The organism is Streptomyces sp. NPDC049627, assembly GCF_044465645.1.
Classification (GTDB): Bacteria; Actinomycetota; Actinomycetes; order Streptomycetales; family Streptomycetaceae; genus Streptomyces.
The window spans coordinates 536,848-561,805 of record NZ_JBITLW010000001.1 but is presented as its reverse complement, the minus strand read 5'-3'; the positions used below and the strand labels follow the sequence as shown (position 1 = coordinate 561,805).

The 24,958-nt window shown below is 70.7% G+C and carries 19 protein-coding genes; 10 read left to right on the top strand and 9 right to left on the bottom strand.

Annotated elements, in window-relative coordinates; genetic code table 11:
* The 3 genes from ACIBU0_RS02480 to ACIBU0_RS02470 are packed head-to-tail and all read left to right on the top strand — an operon-like array spanning window position 1 to window position 4,290.
* Window positions 1-963, top strand: a complete 963-nt coding sequence (locus tag ACIBU0_RS02480) for an FAD binding domain-containing protein (RefSeq protein ID WP_398810451.1) — start codon at window positions 1-3, stop codon at window positions 961-963.
* Window positions 960-3,203 (top strand): xanthine dehydrogenase family protein molybdopterin-binding subunit, encoded by a 2,244-nt coding sequence (locus tag ACIBU0_RS02475; RefSeq protein WP_398810448.1) that lies wholly within the window; start codon window positions 960-962, stop codon window positions 3,201-3,203. Before ACIBU0_RS02480 ends, ACIBU0_RS02475 begins: the two co-directional genes overlap by 4 nt.
* A gap of 4 nt (window positions 3,204-3,207) precedes the next feature.
* Window positions 3,208-4,290, top strand: coding sequence for an XdhC family protein (locus ACIBU0_RS02470; RefSeq protein WP_398810445.1), 1,083 nt, complete (start codon window positions 3,208-3,210; stop codon window positions 4,288-4,290).
* Here ACIBU0_RS02470 and ACIBU0_RS02465 read toward each other — a convergent pair.
* Window positions 4,241-6,997: an AAA family ATPase gene (locus ACIBU0_RS02465; RefSeq protein ID WP_398810442.1), complete on the bottom strand. Its 2,757-nt coding sequence runs from the start codon at window positions 6,995-6,997 to the stop codon at window positions 4,241-4,243. The two genes, ACIBU0_RS02470 and ACIBU0_RS02465, sit on opposite strands and share 50 nt — an antisense overlap.
* 326 nt (window positions 6,998-7,323) lie before the next feature.
* Here ACIBU0_RS02465 and ACIBU0_RS02460 point away from each other — a divergent pair, with 326 nt between their 5' ends.
* Window positions 7,324-9,597, top strand: coding sequence for an MMPL family transporter (locus tag ACIBU0_RS02460; protein WP_398810440.1), 2,274 nt, complete (start codon window positions 7,324-7,326; stop codon window positions 9,595-9,597).
* 334 nt (window positions 9,598-9,931) lie between these two features.
* Here the strand turns inward: ACIBU0_RS02460 and ACIBU0_RS02455 are convergent, their stop codons facing one another.
* The 5 genes from ACIBU0_RS02455 to ACIBU0_RS02435 form a co-directional block, all read right to left on the bottom strand.
* On the bottom strand, window positions 9,932-10,768 hold the full coding sequence (locus ACIBU0_RS02455) for a ketose-bisphosphate aldolase (RefSeq protein WP_398810437.1): 837 nt from the start codon (window positions 10,766-10,768) through the stop codon (window positions 9,932-9,934).
* Window positions 10,746-11,006, bottom strand: coding sequence for a hypothetical protein (locus ACIBU0_RS02450; RefSeq protein WP_398810434.1), 261 nt, complete (start codon window positions 11,004-11,006; stop codon window positions 10,746-10,748). Before ACIBU0_RS02450 ends, ACIBU0_RS02455 begins: the two co-directional genes overlap by 23 nt.
* The gene (locus ACIBU0_RS02445) at window positions 11,003-11,920 is read right to left on the bottom strand and encodes an ROK family protein (RefSeq protein WP_398810431.1); all 918 of its coding nucleotides are present in this window, start codon (window positions 11,918-11,920) and stop codon (window positions 11,003-11,005) included. Before ACIBU0_RS02445 ends, ACIBU0_RS02450 begins: the two co-directional genes overlap by 4 nt.
* The gene (locus ACIBU0_RS02440) at window positions 11,917-12,816 is read right to left on the bottom strand and encodes an SIS domain-containing protein (protein WP_398810429.1); all 900 of its coding nucleotides are present in this window, start codon (window positions 12,814-12,816) and stop codon (window positions 11,917-11,919) included. The genes ACIBU0_RS02445 and ACIBU0_RS02440 overlap by 4 nt, the downstream gene beginning before the upstream one ends.
* Before the next feature lie 384 nt (window positions 12,817-13,200).
* Window positions 13,201-15,642, bottom strand: coding sequence for a ricin-type beta-trefoil lectin domain protein (locus ACIBU0_RS02435; RefSeq protein WP_398810426.1), 2,442 nt, complete (start codon window positions 15,640-15,642; stop codon window positions 13,201-13,203).
* Between the two features lie 562 nt (window positions 15,643-16,204).
* Here ACIBU0_RS02435 and ACIBU0_RS02430 point away from each other — a divergent pair.
* The 3 genes from ACIBU0_RS02430 (at window position 16,205) to ACIBU0_RS02420 (ending at window position 19,330) form a co-directional block, all read left to right on the top strand.
* Complete coding sequence (locus tag ACIBU0_RS02430) at window positions 16,205-17,512, top strand: ABC transporter substrate-binding protein (protein ID WP_398810423.1); 1,308 nt, start codon at window positions 16,205-16,207, stop codon at window positions 17,510-17,512.
* A gap of 82 nt (window positions 17,513-17,594) precedes the next feature.
* Complete coding sequence (locus tag ACIBU0_RS02425) at window positions 17,595-18,518, top strand: carbohydrate ABC transporter permease (protein WP_398810421.1); 924 nt, start codon at window positions 17,595-17,597, stop codon at window positions 18,516-18,518.
* Window positions 18,515-19,330, top strand: coding sequence for a carbohydrate ABC transporter permease (locus ACIBU0_RS02420; protein ID WP_398810418.1), 816 nt, complete (start codon window positions 18,515-18,517; stop codon window positions 19,328-19,330). Before ACIBU0_RS02425 ends, ACIBU0_RS02420 begins: the two co-directional genes overlap by 4 nt.
* A 10-nt stretch (window positions 19,331-19,340) precedes the next feature.
* Here ACIBU0_RS02420 and ACIBU0_RS02415 read toward each other — a convergent pair whose 3' ends face one another.
* Entirely contained in the window at window positions 19,341-20,225 is an 885-nt protein-coding gene (locus tag ACIBU0_RS02415) for an AraC family transcriptional regulator (RefSeq protein ID WP_398810415.1), read from the bottom strand.
* A gap of 117 nt (window positions 20,226-20,342) precedes the next feature.
* On the opposite strand from ACIBU0_RS02415, the gene ACIBU0_RS02410 reads away from it, so the two are divergent.
* The 3 genes from ACIBU0_RS02410 (at window position 20,343) to ACIBU0_RS02400 (ending at window position 24,102) form a co-directional block, all read left to right on the top strand.
* On the top strand, window positions 20,343-22,055 hold the full coding sequence (locus ACIBU0_RS02410; RefSeq protein WP_398810412.1) for a beta-galactosidase: 1,713 nt from the start codon (window positions 20,343-20,345) through the stop codon (window positions 22,053-22,055).
* A 29-nt stretch (window positions 22,056-22,084) separates the two neighbouring features.
* A complete protein-coding gene (locus tag ACIBU0_RS02405) occupies window positions 22,085-23,608 on the top strand; it encodes a DUF4874 domain-containing protein (RefSeq protein WP_398810409.1) in 1,524 nt (507 codons plus the stop codon).
* Between the two features lie 83 nt (window positions 23,609-23,691).
* Entirely contained in the window at window positions 23,692-24,102 is a 411-nt protein-coding gene (locus tag ACIBU0_RS02400) for a hypothetical protein (RefSeq protein WP_398810407.1), read from the top strand.
* 119 nt (window positions 24,103-24,221) lie between these two features.
* Here ACIBU0_RS02400 and ACIBU0_RS02395 read toward each other — a convergent pair whose 3' ends face one another.
* Together ACIBU0_RS02395 and ACIBU0_RS02390 are read right to left on the bottom strand one after the other, a co-directional pair.
* On the bottom strand, window positions 24,222-24,596 hold the full coding sequence (locus ACIBU0_RS02395; RefSeq protein ID WP_398810404.1) for a GntR family transcriptional regulator: 375 nt from the start codon (window positions 24,594-24,596) through the stop codon (window positions 24,222-24,224).
* Window positions 24,593-24,778 carry a hypothetical protein gene (locus tag ACIBU0_RS02390; RefSeq protein WP_398810402.1) on the bottom strand — a complete coding sequence of 62 codons (186 nt, stop codon included), beginning with the start codon at window positions 24,776-24,778 and terminating at the stop codon, window positions 24,593-24,595. The genes ACIBU0_RS02395 and ACIBU0_RS02390 overlap by 4 nt, the downstream gene beginning before the upstream one ends.
* Window positions 24,779-24,958: the final 180 nt, after the last annotated feature.

Here is a 24,958-nt window from a genome sequence, read left to right as displayed (position 1 = left end):
GTGCGCGCACGCAGCGTGGGCGAGGCGGTCGGTCTCCTCGCCCGGCACCCGAGGGCAGAGGTGATCGCCGGGGCCACCGATCTGACCACCCTGATGCGCGACGGCATCCGGCGGCCGAGCCACCTCATCGACCTCAACGGGCTCGCCCTCGACGAGATCTCCGCCCTGCCGGACGGCGGGCTCCGCATCGGCGCGCTGTGCCGCAACGCCACTGACGACCAGCGGATCGTGCGGCGTTTCCCGGTCCTTGCCGAGGCGTTGCGCTCGGGTGCGTCCCAGCAGATCCGCAACCGCGCCACCTTCGGCGGCAACCTCCTGCAGCGGGTGCGCTGCCCCTACTACCGGCAGCCCGAGTTCGCCTGCAACCGCCGCGATCCGGGCTCCGGCTGCGCGGCGCTGGAGGGTGACAGCAGCAGGCACGCCATCCTGGGCACCAGTGCCTCCTGCGTCGCCGTCCATCCGTCCGACTGCGCCGTCGCGCTCCAGGCACTCGACGCCGAGATCGTGGTCCGGGGGCCCCAGGGGGAGCGACGTATCCCCATCGACGCCTTCCACCGGCTGCCGGGCCGCACACCCGAGCGTGAAGTCATGCTGCGCGACGACGAGATCGTCCTCGCGGTCGAGTTGCCGGGCCGTGCCTCCTCGGCGCACTCCCACTACGTCAAGTTCCGCGAACGCGCCTCGTACGCCTTCGCGTCGGCGTCCGCCGCCGTCGCCGTGGAGGTGCGCGGCGGCACGGTCCGCTCGGCCCGGATCGCGCTGGGCGGCGTCGCGCCCAAGCCCTGGCGGGCGAGGGCGGCGGAGCACGCCCTGCTCGGCCGGCCCTTCGACGAGGACGCCATCGAAGCGGCCGCCCGCGCGGCGACCAAGGGCGCGGCCCCGCGCCCCGACAACACGTACAAGGTGAGCCTGGCCCAAGCGGTCGTGCGGCGGGCGCTCACCGATCTCGGAGGTGCACGATGACGTTCCGTACCGACACCACCGAGGTTCCCGAGTCCGGGATCGGCGCGCCGGTCAACCGCGTCGAGGCACGCGACAAGGTCACCGGCTCAGCCCGCTACACCGCGGACGTGCGCCTGAGAGGCATGGTGCACGCCACCGTCGTCACGAGCACGATCTCCGCGGGCCGGGTGCGCCGTATCGACACCACCCGTGCCCTGGCCGCACCCGGTGTGCTCACCGTCATCACCCACCTCGACCGGATGCCGTGGCGGGGCACCCCCGCCGACACCGGCTACCTGGAGAACCGCTTCCCGCTCGCCGACGACAAGATCACCTACTACGGGCAGCACCTCGCGATCGTCGTCGCCAAGAGTCTGGAGCAGGCCCAGCACGCGGCGTCACTCCTGGACATCGACTACGAGGTGCACGAGCCGGTGCCCACCATGGAGGAGGCGTTGCCGGACGCCTACACCGCGAGCGGACGCCTCATCCGCCCGCCGTGGCCGCAGCACCTGGTGCTCCCGCCGGGCGCCGACCCGCAGGCGGCACTGGCCGCCGCGGACGTGCGTACCGACTCCACCTACCGGGTGCCGCACTTCAGCCACGTGCCGCTGGAGCCGGGCGCCGTGGTCGCCGAGTGGTCGGGCGGCATGCTCACGCTGCACGACTGCAGCCAGGACGTGCACGGCCACCGGGAGGTGGTGGCCGCCGTGTTCGGGCTGCCGCCGGAACGCGTCCGGGTGCTGTCCCCGCTGGTCGGCGGGGCGTTCGGCAACAAGACCGACGTGTGGGGGCACTCGCTTCTCGCGGCGCACGCGGCCAGGGTGGTCCGACGCCCCCTGAAACTCGTGCTCAGCCGCAAGCAGGTGTTCACCTCGACGGGCCATCAGCCGCCGATCGTGCAGCGCATCCGGCTCGGCGCCAGCCGCGAGGGCAAGCTCGCGGTCATCCTCCACGACACCGTGAACGCGACCGAGGTGCGCGGCGACCGGCCCGAGCCCGCCATCGTCTCCACCGCGGGCTCCTACGGCGCGCTGGTCCTGGCGATGGACGCGAAGGTCGCGAAGGTGAACATCGGCCCGTCCATCAGCCTGCGCTCCCCGGGCGACGCCCCCGGCTCCTTCGCCCTGGAGAGCGCCATGGACGAGCTGTCCTACCGCCTCGGCATGGATCCACTGGAGCTGCGCCGCCGCAACCACCTCACCACGGATCCGCTGACCGGCAAGCCGTGGAGCGCCAAACACCTCCTCCAGGCCTACGAGTTGGGAGCCGAGCGCTTCGGATGGGACCGGCGCACGGCCGAGCCCCGCTCGATGCGTGACGGCGGCGAACTGGTCGGCTACGGCATGGCCACCGCCGTACGCGGCGAAATCCCCGACCAGGCGCGGGCCGAGGTGGAGATCCGCGCCGACGGCACGGCCCAAGTGCGCACGGCCACGCAGGAGATCGGCACCGGAGCCCTCACGCTCGTCGCCCAGATCACGGCGGCGGGCACGGGGGTGCCCCTGGGCAGGGTGACCGTCCGCGCGGGCGACACCGACCTGCCCAGGACCGCGGGCAACGCAGGCTCGCGCACCACGGGCTACACCGGCTCCGCCGTCCACCTCGCCGCGGAGAAGGCCCGCGAGGCCGCGGTGCGGATGGCCGTCACCGACCCGGACTCGCCCCTGTACGGGCTGGCGGACGGCGAGGTCGAGGCGGCCGACGGGAGGCTGTTCCACCGGGACGACACCAAGCGCGGGGAGACGTACCGTGCCCTGCTGGCCCGCCACGGCGCCAAGCCGGTGTCGGCCGAGGCGAGTTACACCCCCCGGACCTCCCACTCCGTGGCCACCTTCGGCGCGCACTTCACCGAGGTGCGGATCGACCCGGACCTGCCGAGGGTCCGCGTCACCCGGCACGTCGCCGTCTTCGACGTCGGTCGGATCACCAACCACAAGGCGGCCAGGAACCAGGCCCAGGGCGGCATCGTGTTCGGCATGGGCTGGGCGCTGATGGAGAAGCTGACGCCCGATCCGGTCTCCGGCCGGTACATCGATTCCGCGCTCACCGACTACCACATCCCGGTCAACGCCGATGTCCCCGACATCGAGGTGCTGTTCATCGACGAGCCCGACACCATCGCGCACCCGCACGGCAGCAAGGGCATGGGCGAGGTGGTCTCGGTCGGCGTCGCCGCGGCCATCGCCAACGCCGTTCACCACGCCACCGGCAGGCGGATCACCGAGCTGCCCATCACCCCCGACAAGCTCGTGGGGTGACGCCGTGCGCGACATACTTCCGCAGCTGGCGCAGTGGTGGCGCGAGTCCCGGCCGTTCGCCCTGGCCACCCTCGTCGACGCGGCCGGCAGCACGCCGTTGCCGGTGGGCGCGGCGATGGCCGTCGACGGCGAGGGCACGGTGCTCGGCGCGATCAGCGGCGGCTGCGTCGACGCCGATGTCGCCGCGACCGCGCAGGAGGTACTGGGCGACGGCCGTCCCGTCCTGCGCCGCTACGGTCCCGCCGGCCCCGACAGCGGACCGTTCGACATCGGCCTGACCTGCGGGGGCACGGTGACGGTCTGGACGGAGCCGGTGCCGCCCGGCGGCGCTCGGTGGCTGCCCGTTCTGGCCGAGGCTGTCGGGGCCGGGCGCCCCGTCGCGCACGCCGTCCGGCTGCACGGCACCGGCTCCTCGCACCTGGTGGTGCTGCCCGGCGGTGACCGGGAGGGCAGCCTCGGCACGGGGGAGGCGGACCTCGATGCCGAGGCGACGGCGCGGCTACTGCTTCCCGAAGGCGGCACCGCCGTTCTCAGCACCGGTCCGCATCCGGACGTCTTCATCGCCGTACACCCCTCCCCGCCGCTGCTGGCGATCGTCACCTGGACACCGGTGGCCGGGCCCCTGGCCCGGATCGGCGCCGAACTCGGCTACCGGCCGGTCGTTCTGGAACACCGGCCGGTGTTCGCGGCGCAGGCACGGCACGCCGGTGTGGACGTGCTCCCCGGGCTGCCGCAGACGGGACTGCGCACCCTGCGCGGCGACGGCAGGCTCGACAGCCGCTCCGCCGTCGTGGTGCTCACGCATGACGCCCGGGTCGACGTACCGGCGCTGCTGGAAGCCGTCGAGGCGGGCGTCGGGTACCTGGGCGCGACGGGATCGGCGGCGACGGTCCGGGACCGGAGCGGACGGCTGCGCGACGCCGGGCTCGGCGCGGCGGGGCGCTCGGCGATCCACTCGCCGATCGGCCTGCCCCTCGGTGGCCGCACCCCGGCCGAGGTCGCCACGGCGATCGCCGCCCAACTCGTCGCCGTACGGGTCAGCCCACGGCATCCAGGTCCGCGTCGCGCAGTTGGGACCGGCTGCTGATGCCCAGCTTCGGGAACACCTTGTACAGGTGGTAGCCGACGGTCCGCGGGCTCAGGGAGAGCCGCGTGCCGATCTCCCGGTTGCTCAGCCCCTCCGCCGCCAGTCGGGCGACCTGGAGCTCCTGGACCGTCAGCCGAGCCGAGGGATCGCCGCCACGCCTACGGGGCGCACCTCCCGCAGCGCGCAGCTGGGCGCGGGCGCGCTCCGCCTCGTCCCGCGCCCCGAGGCCCGCCAGCGTCTCCAGCGCCGAGCGCAGCTGTGTTCTGGCCTCGCCCTCGCGGCGGTTGCGCCGCAGCCACTCCCCGTACAGCAGCGCCGTGTGGCCCCGGGCGAGCGGAGCGTCCGCCGCGCCCGCGGCCGACAGGGCCGACCGGAAGTGCTTGTCGGCCGCGTCGCCCTCAGCGAGCAGGGCGCGGATGGCGTGCCGGGACAACTCGGGCCAGGTCAGAGTGGTCCGCTCCGACCACTCCTCGAACGCCCGCGCCGACTGCTCGGCGGCTTCCCCGCGGTCCGCGCGCACCTGCGCCTCCACCACGTCGAGGACGGCCTGCCGGGCCACCTGGCGGTGGGCGAACGGTGAGGCCGGCTCGCCGAGCGCCGCCAGCCGTTCACAGGCCTCCGCGTAGTCGCCGGCGGCCAGGGACAGCCGCCCCAGCGCCCACTGTGCGGTGCCCGCAGCCGACCTGTTGCCCTGCGGCACCGCCAGAGCCTGGGCGCGCTCGGCGTACCCGCGGCAGTCCGCCGCTTCACCACGCCCGGCGGACAGCAGGGCCAGCACCGCGAGCAGATCCGCCTCCAGGACGGGCTGCCCGACGTCCCGGGCCATCCGCAACCCCTCCTGCGCGTGCGCCTCGCACTCGGGCCACAGCCCGATCCGGTGCTCCAGATCCGCGAGCCACGACAGGAGCAGTCCACGGACCGCGAGCATCCCGGACGTGGCGAAACGGTCGCAGGCTTCCAGGATGAAGGACCGGGCCGTCCGAGGGGAGGGCCCGAGGTTGCCCAGCGCGGCGGGCCACACATGGCGGTGGGCGTCGTTGCGGCTGAGGCCCTCCGGCGCGGTCCGGAGGACCTGCCAGGGAGTCAGCCCCTCTCGGGGACGGCCGACGACCGCGTCCGCCAGCCAGCTCCCGTACCGCGCATACCCGGGATCCTCGCCGCCGGCGGCCTCGATGAGCCGCGCGGCCCGCAGGGCCTCGTCCGTCCGGTCGGAGCGCAGCGCCCCGTCCACCGCCATGAAAGCCAGGGTCACCGCCGGCCCGGGGGACTGGTCGACGAGCGCCGCCGCGCTGTCCAGCAGCCGGGCCGTCGCCGCCTGCTGATCGCCGCCCCACAGCTCCATCATGGCCCGCAGCCGGTCCAGTTCCAGCTGAGTCCCGACGTCCGCGGGCCGGGACAGCGCCTCCCCAAGCAGCGGGTGGGCCAGCTGAGGGCTGCCCGACTTCCAGGCGGCTTCGGCCGCGGCGGCGAGCCGCCTGGTGCGCTGCTGCTCCGTGGGGCTCAGCAGCGCGGCCCGATGCAGTACGGCCGCGGCCACGGCCAGTCCGCCCCTGCGGCGCACGGTGGCCGCGCCGGCCTCCAGGCCTTCGGCCAGTTGCTCGTCGGGGCCGGTGGCCGCGAGCGCGCGGTGCCACACGGCCCGTTCGTGCTGCCCGCCTTCCGGGGGTTGCGTCGCCAGCTCGTCGGCGAGCGCGCGATGCGCGAGGGCACGCCGGCGGGCGGAGGCGTCGGCGTACACCGCGGCACGTACGAGCGGATGCCGGAACCGCAGCCGGGCACCCGGCACCTCCTCCAGATGCCCGGCGGCCTCCACGACGTCCAGTGCCTGCTCGTCGACCGCCAGCCGCCGGGCCGCGGCGAGCACGGTGCCGGTGTGGCCGCTGTCCTCCGCTGCCGCCACCAGCAGCAGGGTGCGGGCCGATTCGGGCAGTTCCCGGGTGCGTTCGGCGAAGACCTCGCGAAGTCGGAGGCTGAGCGGGGCGGTTCCGGTGAGTACGACCTTCTCCGCGACCTCCGCCGGACTGCCCAGCCGGACCAGTTCTTGCAGCGCCAGCGGGTTGCCTCCCACGGCGTCGGCGACGGCGCGCCTGGCCGGGCCCGGAGTCCCCCAGCCGTGCTCGTCGAGGAGGGCGGACGCGGCGTCCGGGGCGAGCCCGCGGAGCGTGAGCCGCGGCAGGTCCCGAGTGGCCTCCCCGGCTTCGCGGACGGCGGCGAGGAAGGCGATGGGGCGGCCCTCGAGGCGGCGGGCGGCGAAGAGCAGCACACCGGCGGTGGCCGGGTCGAGCCAGTGCAGGTCGTCCGCGACGAGCAGCAGGGGGGTGCGGGCCGCGGCCCGGTCCAACAGGGACAGCACGGCCGTGCGGACCATCAGATCCGCGGCGGGCGCGGTGGACAGGCCCAACGCGCTGCGCAAGGCGGCGACTTGATCGCCCGGCAGCTCCGGCAGCTCCGGCAGCTCAGGGGGCCGGTCGAGCAGTGGTGTCAGCAGCCGCTGTAATCCGCCGAAGGCCAGGGCGACTTCGGCCTCGACACCCGAGCAGGTCAGTACGCGCGTGCCGCTGCCGGCCGCCGCGACAGCATGCCGTAGCAACGTGGTCTTGCCGACCCCGGCATCCCCTTCCATGATCAGCGCTCCGCCCCGGCCCGCACCGGCCTCGGCGACAAGACGGCTCAGTGTGTGCAGTTCTTTCTGCCGCCCGTGGAGCATGCGGTGAGCTGCCTCTCTGTGTCAGTGGTGGTGGGTGAGGAACGCCTCAGTTCCGGTGTGTGGCTCGAGGGATCCCAGCAAGGCTATTGTGTACTAGTAGAACGACCGGTCTTTCTGTAGGGATGGTCCCGGAACTGCCCGGGCGATCGGTGGTGGGGCGCCCCGGGGCGGTGCCTTCGCCGCCCGCCCGCTGATCGACGAACAGCCGCCGACGCAGAACTTCCTCCCTGCGCACAACGACGCCGTGGCCTCCCCGCCGGGCTGATCACCCCTGCCCCGAAGAACCCAAGACTCAAGACCCACGACCTGACTCGGAGTACGCCCTCGTGGCCACGTTTCTTTACAGACTCGGCCGACTCGCCTTCAGGCGACGGCATTTCGTCGCCCTCATATGGGTGGCACTGCTGACGCTCGCGGGCCTCGCCGCGGCCGGCGCCCCCACGGCGGGCAATACGTCCTTCTCGGTCCCCGGCACCGAGGCCCAGAAGGCCTTCGACCTGCTGGAACAGCGCTTTCCCGGGATGAGCGCCGACGGCGGCACCGCCCGCGTCGTCTTCAAGGCACCCGCCGGCGAGAAGATGACGGACGCCGGCAACAGGGACACCGTGCAGAAGACCGTCGACGAGGTCGGCGAAGGCCCCGAGGTCGCCTCTGTCGCCGACCCGTACAAGGCCGACGCCATCAGCAAGGACGGCACGATCGCCTACGCGTCGGTCAAGTACAAGGTCCCCGGCATGGAACTGCAGGACGGCACCCGGGGAGCACTGGCGGATGCCGCGCAGGACGCGCGGGACGCCGGGCTGACCGTGGAGGTCGGCGGTGACGCACTCCAGGCGCAGCCCGAGACCGGCGCCGGCGAGATCATCGGTATCGCGGTCGCCGCCGTGGTCCTGGTCATCACCTTCGGCTCACTGGTCGCGGCCGGTCTGCCGCTGCTGACGGCGCTCATCGGCGTCGCCATCGGGGTCTCGGCGATCACCGCCCTCGCCGGCGCCCTCGACCTGGGCTCGACCACGTCGACGCTGGCCTCGATGATCGGCTTGGCGGTCGGCATCGACTACGCCCTGTTCGTCGTTTCCCGCTACCGGACCGAACTGGCCGAGGGCCGCGAGCGCGAGGAGGCGGCGGGCCGGGCCGTCGGCACCGCGGGCTCGGCGGTGGTGTTCGCCGGCCTCACGGTCGTGATCGCGCTGGTGGGTCTGTCCGTCGTCAACATGCCGAGCCTGACGAAGATGGGCGTCGCGGCCGCCGGCACGGTCGCCATCGCGGTCCTCATCGCACTGACGATGATCCCCGCGCTGCTCGGTTACGCGGGTCGGAGGGTCAAGCCGGCGGGCGCGAAGAGCAGGTTCCTGGGCGGCGCCCGGGCCGCGAGGAAGGCCGCTTCGGCCCGGACTCAGCCCAGGCCCAACATGGGCACGCGCTGGGCCAGGTTCGTCGTACGCCGTCCGATCGCCGTACTGCTCCTCGGCGTCGTCGGCCTCGGCGCCGCCGCCGTCCCCGCCGCCTCCATGGATCTGGGCATCGGGGACGACAGCTCGCTACCGACCTCGACGACACAGCGCCGGGCGTACGACCTGCTGTCCGACGGCTTCGGCCCCGGCTTCAACGGCCCGCTGGTGGTCGTAGTCGACGCAAAGGCGAGCGACGACCCGGATGCGGCCTTCACCGAGGTCTCCGACCGGATCAAGGGCCTCAAGAACGTCGCGACCGTGACGCCGGCCGCCCCCAACGAGGCGGGCGACACAGCCACGATCACCGTGATCCCGGACGCCGATCCGTCGTCGGTGACCACCGAGGACCTGGTGCACGCGATTCGGGACGCGGGCGCGGACATCGAGGCCGACACGGACGCGGACGTGCTGGTCACCGGTACCACGGCCTTGAACATCGACGTCGCGCAGAAGCTGAACGACGCGCTGATGCCGTACCTGGCCCTGGTGGTGGGCCTGGCGTTCCTGCTGCTGATCGTGGTGTTCCGCTCGATCTTGGTCCCGCTGAAGGCGGCCCTCGGATTCCTGCTGAGCGTCCTGGCGGCCCTCGGCGCCGTGGTCGCGGTCTTCCAGTGGGGCTGGATGGCCGACCTCGTGGGCGTCGACGAGACTCGCCCGATCGTGGCGATCATGCCGATCTTCCTGATCGGTGTGGTCTTCGGCCTTGCGATGGACTACGAGGTGTTCCTCGTGACCCGGATGCGCGAGGCCTACATCCACGGCGAGAAGCCGAGCCAGGCCGTGGTGACCGGCTTCAACCACGGGGCACGGGTGGTGACGGCCGCGGCGGTGATCATGATCGCGGTGTTCGCGGGATTCGTCGGCTCCAGCGAGGCGATGGTCAAGATGATCGGCTTCGGACTGGCGATCGCGGTCTTCTTCGACGCGTTCATCGTGCGGATGGCGATCGTCCCGGCCGTCCTGGCCCTGCTCGGCAAGAGGGCCTGGTGGCTGCCGAAGTGGCTGGACCGTGTGCTGCCGAACGTGGATGTCGAGGGGGAGGGGCTGCGGACGCGGGGTGACCGGACCCACTCGTCGGGCTCGCCCGGCTCGGGCCATACGAAGGGTGCGGGTCCAGGTGAGGAGCAGGGACTGGTGAAGGTCTGAGCTTGACTCTGTCGGGGATCTTGGAGTTTCAGCCCCTGACTGCGCAGGTCGCGCGGGCGAGCAACCCGGGCGGTACGACGGCGATGTGGGTGAGAGACCGCCTGGACGGACTGTGGCATGACGTGGACTTCCACCACAGTGTGCTGGCCGACTTCCGCCACCGTCTCACCGAGGGCAACGGCGCCGACCGCCTCCGCGCCGACTCCACCCACGTCCTGGCCGCGGTCCGCGACCTGACCCGACTGGAGATGGTCACCGGTGGCTGCCCGTGTGCGGGTGGAGGGCTTCGGGAGGAAGTCGCGCGGCTGGCTGAGGTGAAGACGCGTCGGGGTGTTCATCCGGCCCGGAGCAGGCTCAGCAGCCGCGCGGCCTCATGGGCCATAGCGGCACGTCCGGGGGCGAGGTAGGTGCGGGTGTCGACCGCGGCGGGATCGTCGGCGAGGTAACTGCGGACCGCTCCGGTGAACACCCGGTTGAGGTGGGTGGCGATGTTCACCTTGGTCATCCCGGCTGCCACTGCTCTGGCGAGATCGGCGTCACCGACACCGGAAGAGCCGTGCAGGACCAGCGGTACGGGCACTGCGGCATTGAGCCGGGCGATGAGGTCGAAATCCAGTGCGGCCGTGCGTTTCACCATCGCGTGCGAGGTGCCGACGGCGACGGCGAGGGCGTCGACGCCGGTCGCCTTGACGAACGACGCGGCTTCGTCGGGGTCGGTGTGCACCCCAGGTGCATGCGCGCCGTCCTTGCCGCCGACCTCACCGAGTTCGGCCTCCACCCAGACTCCGTGTTCATGGCAGTACGAGGTCACCTCGCGCGTCAGCCGTACGTTGTCCTCGAAGGGGAGCTTGGAGGCGTCGAGCATCACCGAGACCAGACCCAGCGATACCGCTTCCTTCACGAGGTCCACGGACTCGGCGTGGTCGAGGTGGACGGCCACAGGGGCCGCCGAGTGGCGTGCTGCCGCGAGGGTCGCGACGGCGATGGGTTCCAGGGCGCCGTGGTACTTGACGGCGTTTTCGCTGATCTGCAGCACTACGGGCGTGTTCGCTTCCTCGGCTGCGGCGACGAGGGCTTCGGCATGCTCCAGCTGGATGACGTTGAACGCTCCGACACCCGTGCCCTTGTGCGCGGCGGCGCTGATGATGTCACCGGTTGCTGTGAGCGGCATGGATCTCCTCCAGGGGTACGGCGAGACGGAAGACTCGGTAGGGGTCGAGGTCGACGTCATCGGCGATCGCGGTGATCGCGAATCCGGGAACCAGCCGTTGTCCGCCGAGGTCCAAGTCGACGTCGTGGGGCGGTTCGCCCGTCCCGACAGCGGTGATGCGGCGATCCGTCGTTTCGACCCATCCCGGATCGAGGCCACCGTCGGGTGTGACGACCCGGGCGGAGCCGAGCACGGTCATCGCAGCCGCTCCCAGGCCAGCAGAGCGGCACCGAGCGCCCCGGCACGATCACCCAGCTCCGCCCGCGCCAGACGCGGCCGACGCTCGAACGTCAGCCGGGCATCCAGCGCGCCGCGCAACGGATCGAGGAGCAGGCCGCCGGACTCGGCGAGGCCGCCACCCAGCACGATCACCTCGGGCGCGAGCAGAGTCGTACAGGTCGCGAGGACCGCGGCCAGCGCATCGACCGCCTCGTCCCATACCGTCCGAGCGTCGGGGTCGCCGCTGCCGGCCAGACGGGCGATCTCGCCGCCTGACGCGGCGCGGCCGGTGCGCTCGGTGTACCGTCGCATCACCGCCGCTGCCGACGCGACGGTCTCCAGGCAGCCGCGGCGACCGCAGCCGCATGGCGCCCCGGCGGGGTCGACGGCCACGTGCCCGATCTCTCCCGCCAAGCCGCCGCCGGACATCGGGCGGCCCTCGACGAACATCGCTGCGCCGATGCCGGTGCCGACCGGTACGAACAGCGCGGTGCCCGCGCCTCGTGCGGCGCCCAACCGGAACTCCGCGAGCCCGCCGGCACGTATGTCCTGCCCGAATACGAGGGGCAGCGGCAAGCGCGACTCGATCATGGAGCGCAAGGGCAGGTCACGCCATCCCAGGTTCGCCGAGAGGAGGGCGACCCCTTTGCTCTCATCGATGAGTCCGGGGACGACGACGCCTGCTGCCGCTACGGTCCCGCCCGCGCGGCTGCCTCGTTCGGTGAGTTCGGTGGCGAAGGCGACGATGGCGTCGACCACGGCATCGGGGCTCTTGCCGCGTGGGGTGGGGCGGTTCTCCTCATGAGACCTGTGCGCTGCCGCGTCCACCAGGGCGCCCTTGAGGCGGGTGCCGCCCACGTCGATCGCCACCACGAGTTCGTGCGGAATGGTCACTGCGGGAACCCCGCGCACGAACCGGTGAGGATCACCGAGCGAGTGAGATGACGAGGATTGTCCGGGTCGACGCCGCGCGCCGCAGCCATTTCCACCGCGACGAGTTCGGCCATCGGATCGAGGTCGCTCATGACGACGGTGCCACCGGTCCGTGCGATGTCGTCCGCGAGACCGACCGGAGGCTCCCCGAGCATCCACGCGAGCCGGCCTGGACCCGTGATGCTGATCGGCCCGTGCCGGTACTCCAGCGCGGGGTAGGACTCCGTCCATGCTCCCGCTGCCTCACGCAGCTTCAACGCCGCCTCGTGCGCGAGGCCGACGGTCCAGCCGCGGCCGAGGAACGTCAACTGCTCCGCCCGGACCAGCTGTCCGTCGGGCTCGGCCTCCAGGGCCTTGTGCGCATCGGCGGCAACCGGGGCCAGGTCATGGCCGAGTGACGCCCGCAGCAGGGCGAGCGCGGTCGTCGCGAAGCGGGTCTGTACCACCGACCGCTCATCGGCGAAGTCCAACACCGCGACGGCATCGGCGACGTCGGTCACGGGCGTTGCGGGGGTGGCGGTGATCGCCGCGGTGGGGACCCGTCCGCGCACCCGTCCGAGCAGGTTGAGCACCTCGGTCGTCGTACCGGAACGGGTGATCGCCAGGACACGGTCGTAAGCCGACGCGTCGGTCCGGCCGAGCGGCATCTCCGACGGTGTGAACGCATCCGTCTGCCCCTGCGCCGTGGACTCGCGCAGCGCCGCGTACGACTGGGCCATGAACCACGATGTCCCGCAACCGACGACCGCGACCCGCTCGCCGGCCCGAGGCAGCACGTCGTCGTACTCGCCGAGCAAGGACGAGGCAGGCAGCCGGCACTCCGGCTGACTGGCGATCTCTTCGGCAACGTGACTCATCTGCATTCCTCATTCCGGGTAGTTGTCTCGCGCCCAGCCCTTGTTCGGCCGGGCCCGCCTGGACGGCGTTGTGGGTCCGTGGCCCCAGGGACTTCGCTCCCGGCGCGGAGGGCTCGGGGCCAGACGGATTTGCCGTCGGAGGGGGCTGAGTAGAGGCGGGTGGGGTGGACTCCGCAACGGCCTTCGGAGAGCGTCGGTGTCTGCGATCTCGATGACCAGTGACCCCTCGCGGGAGACGATCCGTAGCTCGCAGGGTCGGGCGCGTGGTGGTGGCGCTCGTGGTCGCCTCGGAGACCAGGATGGCGCGGCCGCCGGATGGTCGGGTGCAGGTAGTCCATCCGGTCAGCGGGGTGGGTTGTACGGGGCGGGTCGGTGACGGAGTTCCTAGCCGGGGAGCTGCCACTTCTGGTTGCTTCCGCCGTTGCAGGTCCAGATCACCAGCTGGACAGGGCTGGTGCTGCTCTCCAGGACGTCCAGGCAGCGCCCGGACTGTGTGCCGCGCAGGGTGCCGTCGGCCTGCTGAACCCACCTCTGGTTGCTTCCGCCGTTGCAGGTCCAGATCTGCACCTTGGTGCCGTTCGCCGTGGCCTGCTCGGTGACGTCCAGGCACTTGCCGCCGATCCTGACCGTGCCGTCGGCCGGGTTGTGGGTCCAGATCTGCGCGAAAGTGTTGTTGCAGCTGTAGATCTTCACCGGGGCGCCGTTACGGGTGTCGCCCTCGGGAAGGTCCAGGCACTTGCCGGGGATGCCCGACGGGACGGCACCGACACGGGCCGGGGTCGGATCGGTCCCGGGCGTGACGGAGAAGGCGTCGAACTGCTGCGTCCGGTATCCGCCGCCGGTCGTCGCGTCAGCGGAGTCGACCGTGCCCAGGCCCGCGCGGCCATGAGTGTAGGTCGAGTCGGTGACGGTGCCCAGGACTGTGCCGTCGACCTTGGCGGTGATGGTCGAGCCTTGCATGGTCAGGGTGACGGAGTGCCAGCGGTTGGTGCCGAGGGCCGCTGTGGTGCCGCTCTTCAGGGTGGAGAATTTCGCCTCCTTGTCGCTCTTGAGGATCGACCAGGCTCCCGTGTCGCCCACCCGCAGACGGTACGCCTCCAGGCCGTTGTTGTTCCTGCCCTGCATGCCCACGCGGCCGAGGAGTTCCACTGAGCCCGGTTGTTCCAGCAACGCGTCCGCGCTGACGGTGTAATTGCTCCACGAGTCGTCGCCCATGACGGTGTACGGCGCGTAGTACGGCTCCTCGGTCCAGCGGATCGGCCCGGTCGCGGCCATTTGACGCAGGCACGTCCCCCCGCGTCCGCCACCGCACGACACGGTCTGGAAGGCGCCGTTCATATCCGTGAAGTACTTCGGAGAGGAGGTGTCGCCCCGAGTCTCGAAGTCATTGGACTGCGGCAGGCTCAGCGAGGAGACCGCCGGCGATCCCGCGGTGCCCTTGCCCTGTCCGGTCGTCGTGGTCAGGGTGTACACATGGCCGGGCTGCAGCGTCACGGTGTAGCGGCCGCCGGAGGGGGTGACATCGGCGGTGTGTGCCAGGTTCTCACCGGCGCTGTCCGAGTTGGTGTCGAGGTTCGTGGCCCACACGTGCACCTGACCGGTGGACAGACCGCCGGTGACCTGGACGTCCAGAGTCTGCGGGGCGGTGGCCCCCGTCGTCTCGATGATCGTGCTGTAGTTACCGCCGTCGGGTGCTCGCAGCGTCACATAGCTGCCGTTGGACCGGTCACCGCCCAGATAGCCGCTGGCGGAATCCTGGTACCGCCATCCGATCTGGGTGAACTGTGTCGTGTGGGCCATGACCCAGGCGGTCTTGCCGACCCGGTAGTGGCCCGACCAGGGCTGGTTGGCCGACACGAGCCCGTTGAAGGCGAAGTACGTGTTCGGGTAGAGCGAGCCCATCAGCGGCCAGTTGTAGTACCCGGTCATCCGCCCGTCGATGTAGTCCCGATTGAGAGCCCGCGCCACCGGTGCGGCGCCCGCCTCGGTGTCCTGTGATCCGTTCTCGCTGGCCCACAGTGGCTTTCCGATGTCCTGCGCGGCGGACGTGCTGTTGCAGGTGGTGAAGGGGGCGTTGTTGCCGATGGCCCCGCCGTTGTTGTAGCCGCAGGGGTAATGCACGCCGATGACGTCCACCGCGTCCCGGAACGCCGCGTTCGCCTTCAGCTCGTCGGCAAGCCCCCAGCCGAAGCTGTCACCCGCCACGATCTTGGTGGAGTAGCCCTTCGAGACGAGGGCCTTCTTGAGGTCGATGTACCAGGAGGCCTTCCAGCCCCGCTCGTTCCAGCCGCCGAGGTAGTCGATGGTCAGGTTGTGCTTCTTGGCGCAGTCCAGCCAGGACATGAGGTAGTCGATCATGTCCTGGGACCAGAAGTAGGGCTTGCCGGGATTCGGGTTGGCCGGGTCGTCGACGCCGATCCAGCCGGGCGCCCCCCAAGTCAGGGCGGAGAGCTTGATGTTCGGATTGCGGGACTTGGCCTGGCCGGCCAACCACCACTCATAGCCGGCGGCGCAGTCCACGGCGCCCTCGGTGTGCTCATGGCTGGCTTCGGCGCCGTCGGTGGAGTTGGTGTCCCCTCCGATCTCAAGTTTGAGTCTCTGCAACGAGGCGCCGACGCCGGGCTTGAACAGGTAATCCAGGATCTGACTGCGCTGCGCTTCGGGATAGTCGACCAGCAGTCGAGTGTTCCCTCCACCTCCGCTGATCGCGCCGGCTCCGTCGAACACCCGGCCCGGCTTGGTGCCGTCGACGGTGATCGATGTCGAGACTGCGGCGTAGGCGCGCGGAGATGCCGCTCCGGCCAACACACTCAGCATCAGCGCCATGACTGCGATCAGGACACTATGGCCCCGGGGTATTCGAACCACGCTGGCTCCTTGCAGATTTCGCGGGGATGGGGATGCTGACCCGCCCGACTGCCCTGGCCGCCGCCGTCGGCGGCGCGGCACCGTGACGGCAGTCGTCCACTGACGGCCAAGGGGATGAGTTGGGGGGCGGGCTGGTCCGGTGCCGCCGTCTGCCGCAGGACTGGCGCTCATTCCGCTCGCCACCTGGTGGGTCAGGACTTGCCCAGACGTCTTTCGTTGGCAGAAGCCTGAACTCGCCCCAGCGGCTCGACCATGGACAAAGTGAAGTTGCGGATGGACATTCGCGAGGCGCGACGCCGGCGCCCCAGTGGCAGCCCATGGCGCGGCGGAACGTTGCGGACAATCGGCCTCACCCGAGCACTGTGTTGTGTCCGGTCCGGAACTCACACGCAAGACCAGCCGCCCGGTCGGAGCCGAAGTGCAACCCCCGCCGCAAGATGTCCATGGACCCCCTGCCTGCCCCGAGGCGAACCTTGCCGCCATCGATACAGCCCCGGCAAGGCAGGGAAAGGATCCACCCATGCGCAGAACCTTCGCGCTCGGCATCGCCACAGTTCTGGCGGTGTCCGGCCTGGCAGGGTGCGGCGGAAGCAACGAGGACGGGCCCGAGGCCAAGCAGACGAAGGCGGGTCCGGTGACCATCGAGTGGTGGGGCTGGGCACCCGGCTACGACAAGGCCGCCGCCGCGTGGAACGCCAAGCACCCCAACATCACGGTGAAGTACACCCAGACCGAGCCCGGGGCCAAGGGCGGCTACCAGAAGATGCTCAGCGCGGTGAAGGCGGGCAACGCGCCGTGCCTCGCTCAGGTCGGGGCGGAGACGCTCCCCAGCTTCCTGGTGGAGGGCGCGGTCGAGGACATCTCCCCCTACGTCAAGGACAGCGCCGCCAAGTTCCAGCCGTCCGCGCTCAAGTCGGTGACTTTCGGCGGCAAGCAGGTCGCCGTGCCGGTCGACTCGGGGCCGATGGGCCTGTTCTACCGCAAGGACATCTTCGCCAAGCACAAGATCTCCGTGCCCAAGACCTGGGAGGAGTTCACCGCCGCCGCCGAGCAGGTGCACGCCGCGAGTCCCGGCACCTATCTCACCTCGTTCAACCCCGACGACATGTACGGATTCAGCGGCCTGGCGCAGCAGGCCGGGGCGAAGTGGTTCAGCACCGAGGGCGACGCCTGGAAGGTGGCCGTCGACGACGCTCCCACGCTCAAGGTCGCGGCCTACTGGCAGAACCTGCTCGACAAGAAGCTCGTCGACGTCCAAGCGGCATGGTCGGACGCCTGGTTCAAGCACTTGAGCGAGGGGAAGATCGCGTCTTTGGTCGGCCCCGTCTGGATGACCAAGGTGCTGGAGGACTCGGCCAAGGGCACCAGCGGCAAGTGGGCCGTCGCCGCGATGCCGAACTGGGTGGCCGGACAGACCGCGACCGGCAATGTCGGCGGGTCGCACAACGCGGTACTGAAGGGGTGTGAGAACCCCGAGGAAGCAGTGGAGTTCGCCACTTGGTTGTCCACCGACGCCTCTGCCTTCGACGGCCTCGTCACCAACGGTGGTCTGTTCCCCACGACCGCCAACGGCGCCGCGCTGCCGTCGGTCGGGACCGGCCGCCCCTTCTACGGAGACCAGCCCGTCTTCCAGGTCTTCGCCGAGGCGAACAACACGATCGTGCCGGAATTCGGCTGGGGGCCGACGACACCGGAACTCAGCGACGCCTTCAACGCGGCGGTCGGCGACGCGGTGAAGAACGGAGGCACGCTCACCGGAGCCTTCGCGACGATCCAGAAGAAGGCCAAGGAGTCCCTGAAGGGCAAGGGCCTGACCGTCGCGCCGTGACCACCCGATCCCCCCGATTCGGGGCGCGCCGATCGTGGGAATCCGATTGGACGCCCCGGATCCAGATCAGAGAGGTGGTCTGTTGACAGCCACCCAGCTGCCGCGCGTCGCCGCGCCCCAGGGCCGGGCGCGGCGCCGCCGTCGGCCCTCTCCCTCCCGGGCGGCGCTGCCGCTGCTCGCGCCGTTCTGCCTGCTGTTCGGAGTGTTCTTCCTGCTCCCGATCGGCTACGCGATCCACGAGAGCCTGTACGCGGTGCGCCGATCCGGCCTCGGCTTCGGCACCCCGGAGCGGGTGTTCGCCGGATTCGACAACTACGCGAAGGTCTTCGACGACGGGATCTTCCTCAGCGGCGTCGGACGGCTCTTGCTGTTCGGCTTCGTCCAAGTCCCCGTCATGCTGGGGCTGGCTCTGCTGCTCGCGCTTCTCCTCGACGGTACCGCGGCCCGGTGCAAGCCCTTCTTCCGCCTGGTCTATTTCCTTCCGTACGCCGTTCCGGGCGTGATCGCCGCGATCGTCTGGGCCTTCCTCTACACCCCGCAGATCTCCCCGTTCGGCCTCGATCTGCTCGCCGACGATGTCGTCCTCGGCTCCATCGGCAACATCGTCACCTGGACCTGGACCGGCTTCAACATGCTCGTCATCTACTCCGCGCTCCAGGCGGTTCCCCGCGACATCTACGAGGCCGCCGCGATCGACGGCGCGGGACCGCTGCGCATCGCCTGGCAGATCAAGATTCCCATGGTGCGCCCCAGCCTCGCCCTCACCGCCGTCTTCTCCGTCATCGGCACACTCCAGTTGTTCAACGAGCCCAGGGTGCTCTCGGACGTGACGGCGAACGTGCCCAAGGACTACACGCCGCTGATGTGGTCGCTCCAAGTCGCCCTCGACCGGAACGACTACGCGCTCGGTTCGGCCATCGCGGTCGTGCTCGCGGTGCTGACCGGCGGGCTGTCCCTGCTGTTCCTGCGGCTCTCGTCGTGGCTGACCACCCGAGGTGCGCGATGACCCGCGCCCGCGTGCTGACCACCGGCTTCCTGTTCGTCGTCGCGACGTACATGCTGCTTCCGCTCTGGTGGCTGATCGTGTCGTCGACCAAGTCCGGTGACGACCTGTACGACGGGTCGCTCTGGTTCGCCGACCTGTCCGTCGGCGCCAACGTCGACCGGGTGATGTCCCAGGACGGCGGCCTCTATCCGCGCTGGCTGCTCAACACCGCGGTGTACGCGGGCGGCGGCGCGCTCGGCGCGACGCTGCTGGCGGCGATGGCCGGCTACGCCCTGGCCAAGTACCGTTTCCGCGGCGACCGGTTGGTCTTCGGCGGGATCATGCTGGCGGTGCTGCTGCCGCTGCCGCTGCTCACCATCCCGATCTACCTGCTCGAAAGCAGGATCGGGCTGCTGAACACCGTCTGGGGGGTCCTGCTGCCGTGCATGGTGAGCCCCTTCGGCGTCTTTCTCGCACGCGCCTACGCCATGGCGGCGGTGCCGGACGAACTCCTGGACGCGGGGCGCGTCGACGGTGCGAGCGAGCTGCGCCTGTTCGCCGGCGTCGGCCTGCGCCTGATGGCCCCGGCGATGGTGACGCTGTTCCTGTTCCAGTTCGTCGCGATCTGGAACAACTTCTTCCTGCCGATGATGCTGCTCAATGACCAGGAGCTGTGGCCGGTCACGCTCGGCCTGGTGAAGTGGAACAGCATCCGCACCGGCAACCTGCGCGACGCCGTGCTCATGGGCGCCCTGCTGTCACTGATTCCCGTGGTCCTGGCATTCCTGTCGCTCCAGCGATTCTGGAAGGCCGACCTCGCCGCCGGCGCGTGAAGGCCTAGAACTACTCATCCAGGGGTGGACGGTGAAAGTTCTGCTCGCGGAAAGTGCTCGGAGCGATCCCCGCCCGGCGGGTGAACAGCCGGGTGAAATAGGCGGGGTCGTCGTACCCGGTCCGGCGGGCGACCGCCGCGACCGGCAGGTCGGTGGTGGCCAGCAGTTCCTTGGCCAGGTTCAACCGGCTCGTGAGGATGAAGTCCTTCGGGCTGGTGCCCGCCCCCTGCCGGACGGCCTCGCGCAGTTCGGTGGGGGCGAGGCCGAGCCGGCGGGCGTGTTCGGGAACAGACCACGGCTCGACGGCATCCCGGGTGAGGGCCGCCAGCACCCGGTCGCCGCTCGTGTCGTCCTCGACCCGGGAGTGCAGCAGCGTGACCAGCAGCTCGTGGACGCCCGCCGCCGCTCGGACGTCGGAGTGGGGTCCCCCGTTCCGTACCGCGCCCATGATCTTCCGGACCACCAGCCTGGCCGGTTCGGCGTTCGACAGGGGCGTCACCGGCTGGGACGGATCGATCAGGCCCAGTTCCGCGTAGGCCTCCACGGCCGTGCCCGTGAAGTCGACGAAGCATTCCGCCCAGCCCGGTTCGTAGGGCCCGTAATGGTGCTCGACGCCGGGGAACAGCCACAGCAAACACGGGGCCTCCACGTCGATCGGGGGCTGTCCGCCCCTGGAGAACCAGCCCGCGCCCGACAGCACGACGACCGCGACGTGATGCCCGAGAGTGCGGGGGCCGACCGCCGGCAGGCGTCCGTGCTGGGCGCCGACGGCCAGGCAAACCATGCCCAGCCGGCGGTGGACCGGACCGGGCGTCAGATAGCGCCACCAGTGGTCCCAGGGTTCCCGACCCGGCGCCCAGTCGGCGCGCTCAACGGGACGCTTTTCCACCGCCATATTCAAGCCCCACTTCATTTCCATGTCGCCGAAAGATATGACGGGAAGCGTTTTCGACACCACACTCCAGCCTCATTTGATTTCACCGTTACCAAGAGACACGAAGGAATTCCCTCTGTGCCCAGCTTCGATATTGAGAACGGTTCGTTCCGGCTGGACGGTGCCCCGTTCCGCATCCTGTCGGGGGCGCTGCACTATTTCCGCGTCCATCCGGGGCATGTGCGGCATCGGCTGGAGATGCTGCGCGCCATGGGACTGAACACCGTGGAGACCTACGTCCCCTGGAACTACCACGAGCCCCGGACCGGCGCCTTCACCCGCCTGGACGAACTGGACTTCTTCCTCACCGAGTCGAAGCGGGCCGGGCTCCACGCGATCGTCCGCCCCGGCCCCTACATCTGCGCCGAGTGGGACAACGGCGGGCTGCCCTGGTGGGTGCCTGGGCAGCTCCGGACCAGCGATCCGGTCTTCCTGGAGCATGTCGAGCGCTGGTTCGACGTGCTGCTGCCGCTGGTGGCCGAGCACCAGGTCACCCGGGGCGGCAACGTCCTCATGGTGCAGGTGGAGAACGAGTACGGCTCCTACGGCAGCGACCACGCCTATCTCCAGTTCCTCGCCGACGTCCTGACGGGCCACGGGATCGAGGTCCCGCTGTTCACCGCCGACGGCCCCGAGGACCACATGCTGACCGGCGGCAGCCTGCCGGGCCTGCCGGCCACGGGCACCTTCGGATCACAGCCGGCACGCCAGTTGGCGGCGCTGCGCCGGCACCGGCCGGACGACCCGGCGATGTGCATGGAGCTGTGGATCGGCTGGTTCGACCACTGGGGCAGGAAGCGGAACACCCGGTCGGCGCGGGACGCCGCCGACACCCTCGAAGAACTGCTGGCCGCCGGGGCATCGGTCAACCTCTACATGGCGCACGGCGGCACCAACTTCGGGCTGTGGGCCGGCGCCAACCGGGATCTGGAGACCGGCGAGTACCTGCCGCACGCCACCTCCTACGACTACGACGCCCCGATCGGCGAACACGGCGCCCCCACCCCGAAGTTCTGGGCGTTCCGCGAGGTCCTCGCCCGCTACCGGGACGAGCCCGCGCCCCCGCCGCCGCCCGCCCCGCCCGTCCTCGTGCCGACCACTGTGGAGCTGACCGAGTGGGCCTGCCTCGACGCCCTGGCGCGACCGGCGGTCACGCGTCCGACACCGCCGACCTTCGAGGAACTGGGCCTCGGCCAGGGACTCGTACGCTACCGGCTCGACATCCCGGGACCGCGGCAGCCGTACCCGCTGATCATCGACGGCCTGCGGGACCGCGCCCATCTCTCGGTGGACGGTGAACGGGTCTCCACGCTCCACGAACGGTCAGAGCCCGTCGAGATCGCCGGCCCGGCCCGGGTGGAGCTGCTGGTGGAGTCGCTCGGCCGGGTCGGATACGGGCCAACGCTCGGCGAGGCAAAGGGCATCCTCGGCGGGATCCGGCACGACCGCCAGTATCTGCACCAGATCACCGCGGAGGCCATCCCGCTGGACGACCTGGCACCGCTGTCCTTCACCGAGGGCACCGCCGCAGCCCCGGCCTTCCTGCGCGGCGTCCTCGAAGTGACCGATCCGGGCGACACCTTCCTCGCCCTTCCCGGCTGGAGCGCGGGAGTTGTCTGGGTCAACGGCTTCTGCCTGGGCCGGTACCGAGCCGAAGGCCCACAGCGCACCCTCTACCTGCCCGGCCCACTCCTGCGCCCCGGCCGCAACGAGCTGATCGTCCTCGAACTGGACCGCATCCCGTCCACCCCGAACATCGAACTCCGCGACCAGCCGGAGCTCGGCGACTGAACCATCCGCCCTCATCCCCTGGAGGAACCATGCGACACTCCCTGTCCCGGCGCCAGGCGCTCACCCTGGCCGGCCTCACCGGCGCGGGCGCCGCCCTCGGCATGAGCGGTCGCGCGGCGGCCGGCACGACCTGGACGACCGTGTCCCACCGCGGCATCCGTCCCGACGACACCGACGGCACCACCGGCCTGGCCAACCCCTCGCGCGGCTTCCGCTACGAGATGTCCTACAACGCCTCGGACCTGACCAGCCCCTGGGCGCACGAGGCCGACTTCGCGGGGGACTCCGCGAGGGCGCTGAGACTGCTCGAGGCCAAGTACGGTGCCGGAGCCAACCTCACCCAGCTCTACTTCTATCTGTGGGACTACACCAAGACCACGATCCCCTCCGGCGCCCTGGCCAACATCCAGAGGATCCTCGACGGCCTGCGCACCAAGGGCTACCAGGCCGTCCTGCGCTTCGCCTACGACGACGGGGTCCGGCCCGACCAGCAGTACACGGTGCAGGACATCCAGCGGCACATCGCCCAGCTCGCGCCGATCGTCGCCACCAACCGCGACGTGATCGCGGTCTGGCAGGCCGGTTTCGTCGGCGACTGGGGCGAGTGGGGCCCCAACTACTACAACCACCAGAACTACCCCGACGGCACGACAGCCATCATGACCAGCCTGGTAGAGGCGCTTCCCCCCGGCGTGCAGACGCAGATGCGCTATCCGAAGCTGCGGGAGAGCATCACCACATCCAGCGTCAAGGCCAAGGTCGGTTACCACAACGACTACTTCACCCTCGGCGGCGGATTGTGGGACGACTACGTGCCGTCCGACTCCCTCTGGCCCACCGTCCTTGAGGGCTCCCCCACCCACCCGGTGGACGGCGAGATGCCCTGGGACAAGGGGCAGAGCCAGGACCCTTACGCCTGGAGCACGGTGATCGACGGCCTGGGCGCGGCCAAGCGGCTGCAAACGCTGCGCTTCGACACCCTGTCCATGGTCCACAACGCGACCGTGACGCTCCCCGCCTGGAAGACGACCACCCTCACCAAGGCCCAGGCCACAGCCGCCAGACTGCCTGTCTCCGACGGCTACTTCACCGACACCTCCGGCAACTCGGTCGCCCGGACCTACTTCGACTACATCCGCGACCACCTCGGCTACCGCATCGAGATCCGGCAAGCCCGCTACGCCAAGCTCTCCTCCGGCCTGTCCGTCCAGGTCGACCTGGTCAACCGGGGCTTCGCCGCACCCAAGCACCCCAGGTCCGCCCTGCTCACCCTGCTCGACTCGGCCGGCCGGACGGTCAGCACGGCCGGCACCGGCGCCGACTGGCGCACCTGGCTTCCCGGCCCCCGCTCGGAAACAAGTGAGCCCGCCGCCGACCCGACGACCCAGACCATCACCGGCACCCTCACCCTGCCCACCGCTTCGGGCACCTACTACCTCGGCCTGTCGCTGCCCCACCCGACCACCTCCGCCGCGGCCTACGCGGTCCGCTGCGCCAACGCCGGTGTCTCCTTCCGGAACGGCGTGAACATACTGGCCGCCATCACCCTGTGATCCACGAGAAGACAGGGCCAGGTCGGGTGACCATCGAGGACGAGTCCTGTCCGTCTCGGTGATGTTCTCGTCACACTCGCCGGATGTGGTCGAGCGGGCGTCAGCAATCAACCGAACTGCATCCCGGCGGAGCGCCGCTCGGCACCAAGGGCATGCGGGCGACGGTCCAGCAGAGCCTCAGGCTCAGTTCGGGCTCGCGTTCCGAGGTGGACGAGGGAGGCGGACGGGCCGTGGACGGCGCGCTCGGTGCCGGGGCGCGCGGTCAGGTCGATGCGGCTGCCGACGCCGGGCGTGACCCAGACGACCGCCTGGATGAGCTGGACGTCGGTCCCTCGGACTGCCTCGGCCAGCTCCGTACTGTTGTGCAGGCCCAGCGCCCGCTGAACGTCGACCTCCTGAAGCGGAAATCGTACGTGGCCTCCACACCAGTGGGGCCTTCCCACCCACGCCGTTTGCCAGTACGTCAGGCGGCCGCCGACGCCTCTTCTGCATGAGAAGATCCTGGATTTTGCCCCTGATCACGCTTGTCTCTGCCGCACTTGGGGGGTGCAGGTGTGACCCCTGCCTCGGATCGGGCTGGTGGTGTCGCCACGGGTGGCGGGGCCGGCCGTCGTCAGTCCAGGGCCTCGCGGACGGCGGTCAGGATGGCTTCGGTGTCGGCGCCCAGCGCGCGGGCAGCGGAGGTGAAGTCCCGTGCCAGTGTGGCGAGTTGGTCCGGGGCGGGGCGGGGTGGTTCGGACGGGGCTGTCGCGACCCGGGTGCCTGCACCACGGCGGGTGCGGATCAGCTTCGCGGCTTCCAGCTCGCGGTAGGCGCGGGCCACGGTGCCAGGTGCCAGGCCGAGGTCGGTGGCGAGCTGACGTACGGTCGGCAGGCGCTCGTCCTCGGTGAGTCGACCGGTGACAATCAGGGCGGCGAGCTGGGCGCGGATCTGCTCGTACGGCGGTACCGGGCTGGTGGTGTCGACGCGGACGGCGAGCGCGGTCATCGTCGGGCCGTCCGGGGGGCCGCCACGGCGAACAGGGACCATGCCAGGGTGATCAGGGACAGCAGGCCCACGGGGTAGATCGCCAGGGAGGTGATGGTGCCCATCAGTCCTGAGCAGTTGCTCTGTGCCAGGTAGGTGTGGATCGTCAGAACGACGATCGACAGCTGGGCCGAGACCAGCACCCCCCAGGCCGCGATGATCGCCCACGAGCGGTCGCGGCGCTGCTGGTCGTGGGCCCCCCCCCGGGCGGCCCCCCCCCACCCCCCCCCCCCCCCGCCCCCCGCCCGCCCGTTCTTAAACACGAAAAGGCAGCCCGCGCACAAAACCGGCCCCCCAAAAAAAGGGGGGTGGGTTTGGTAACA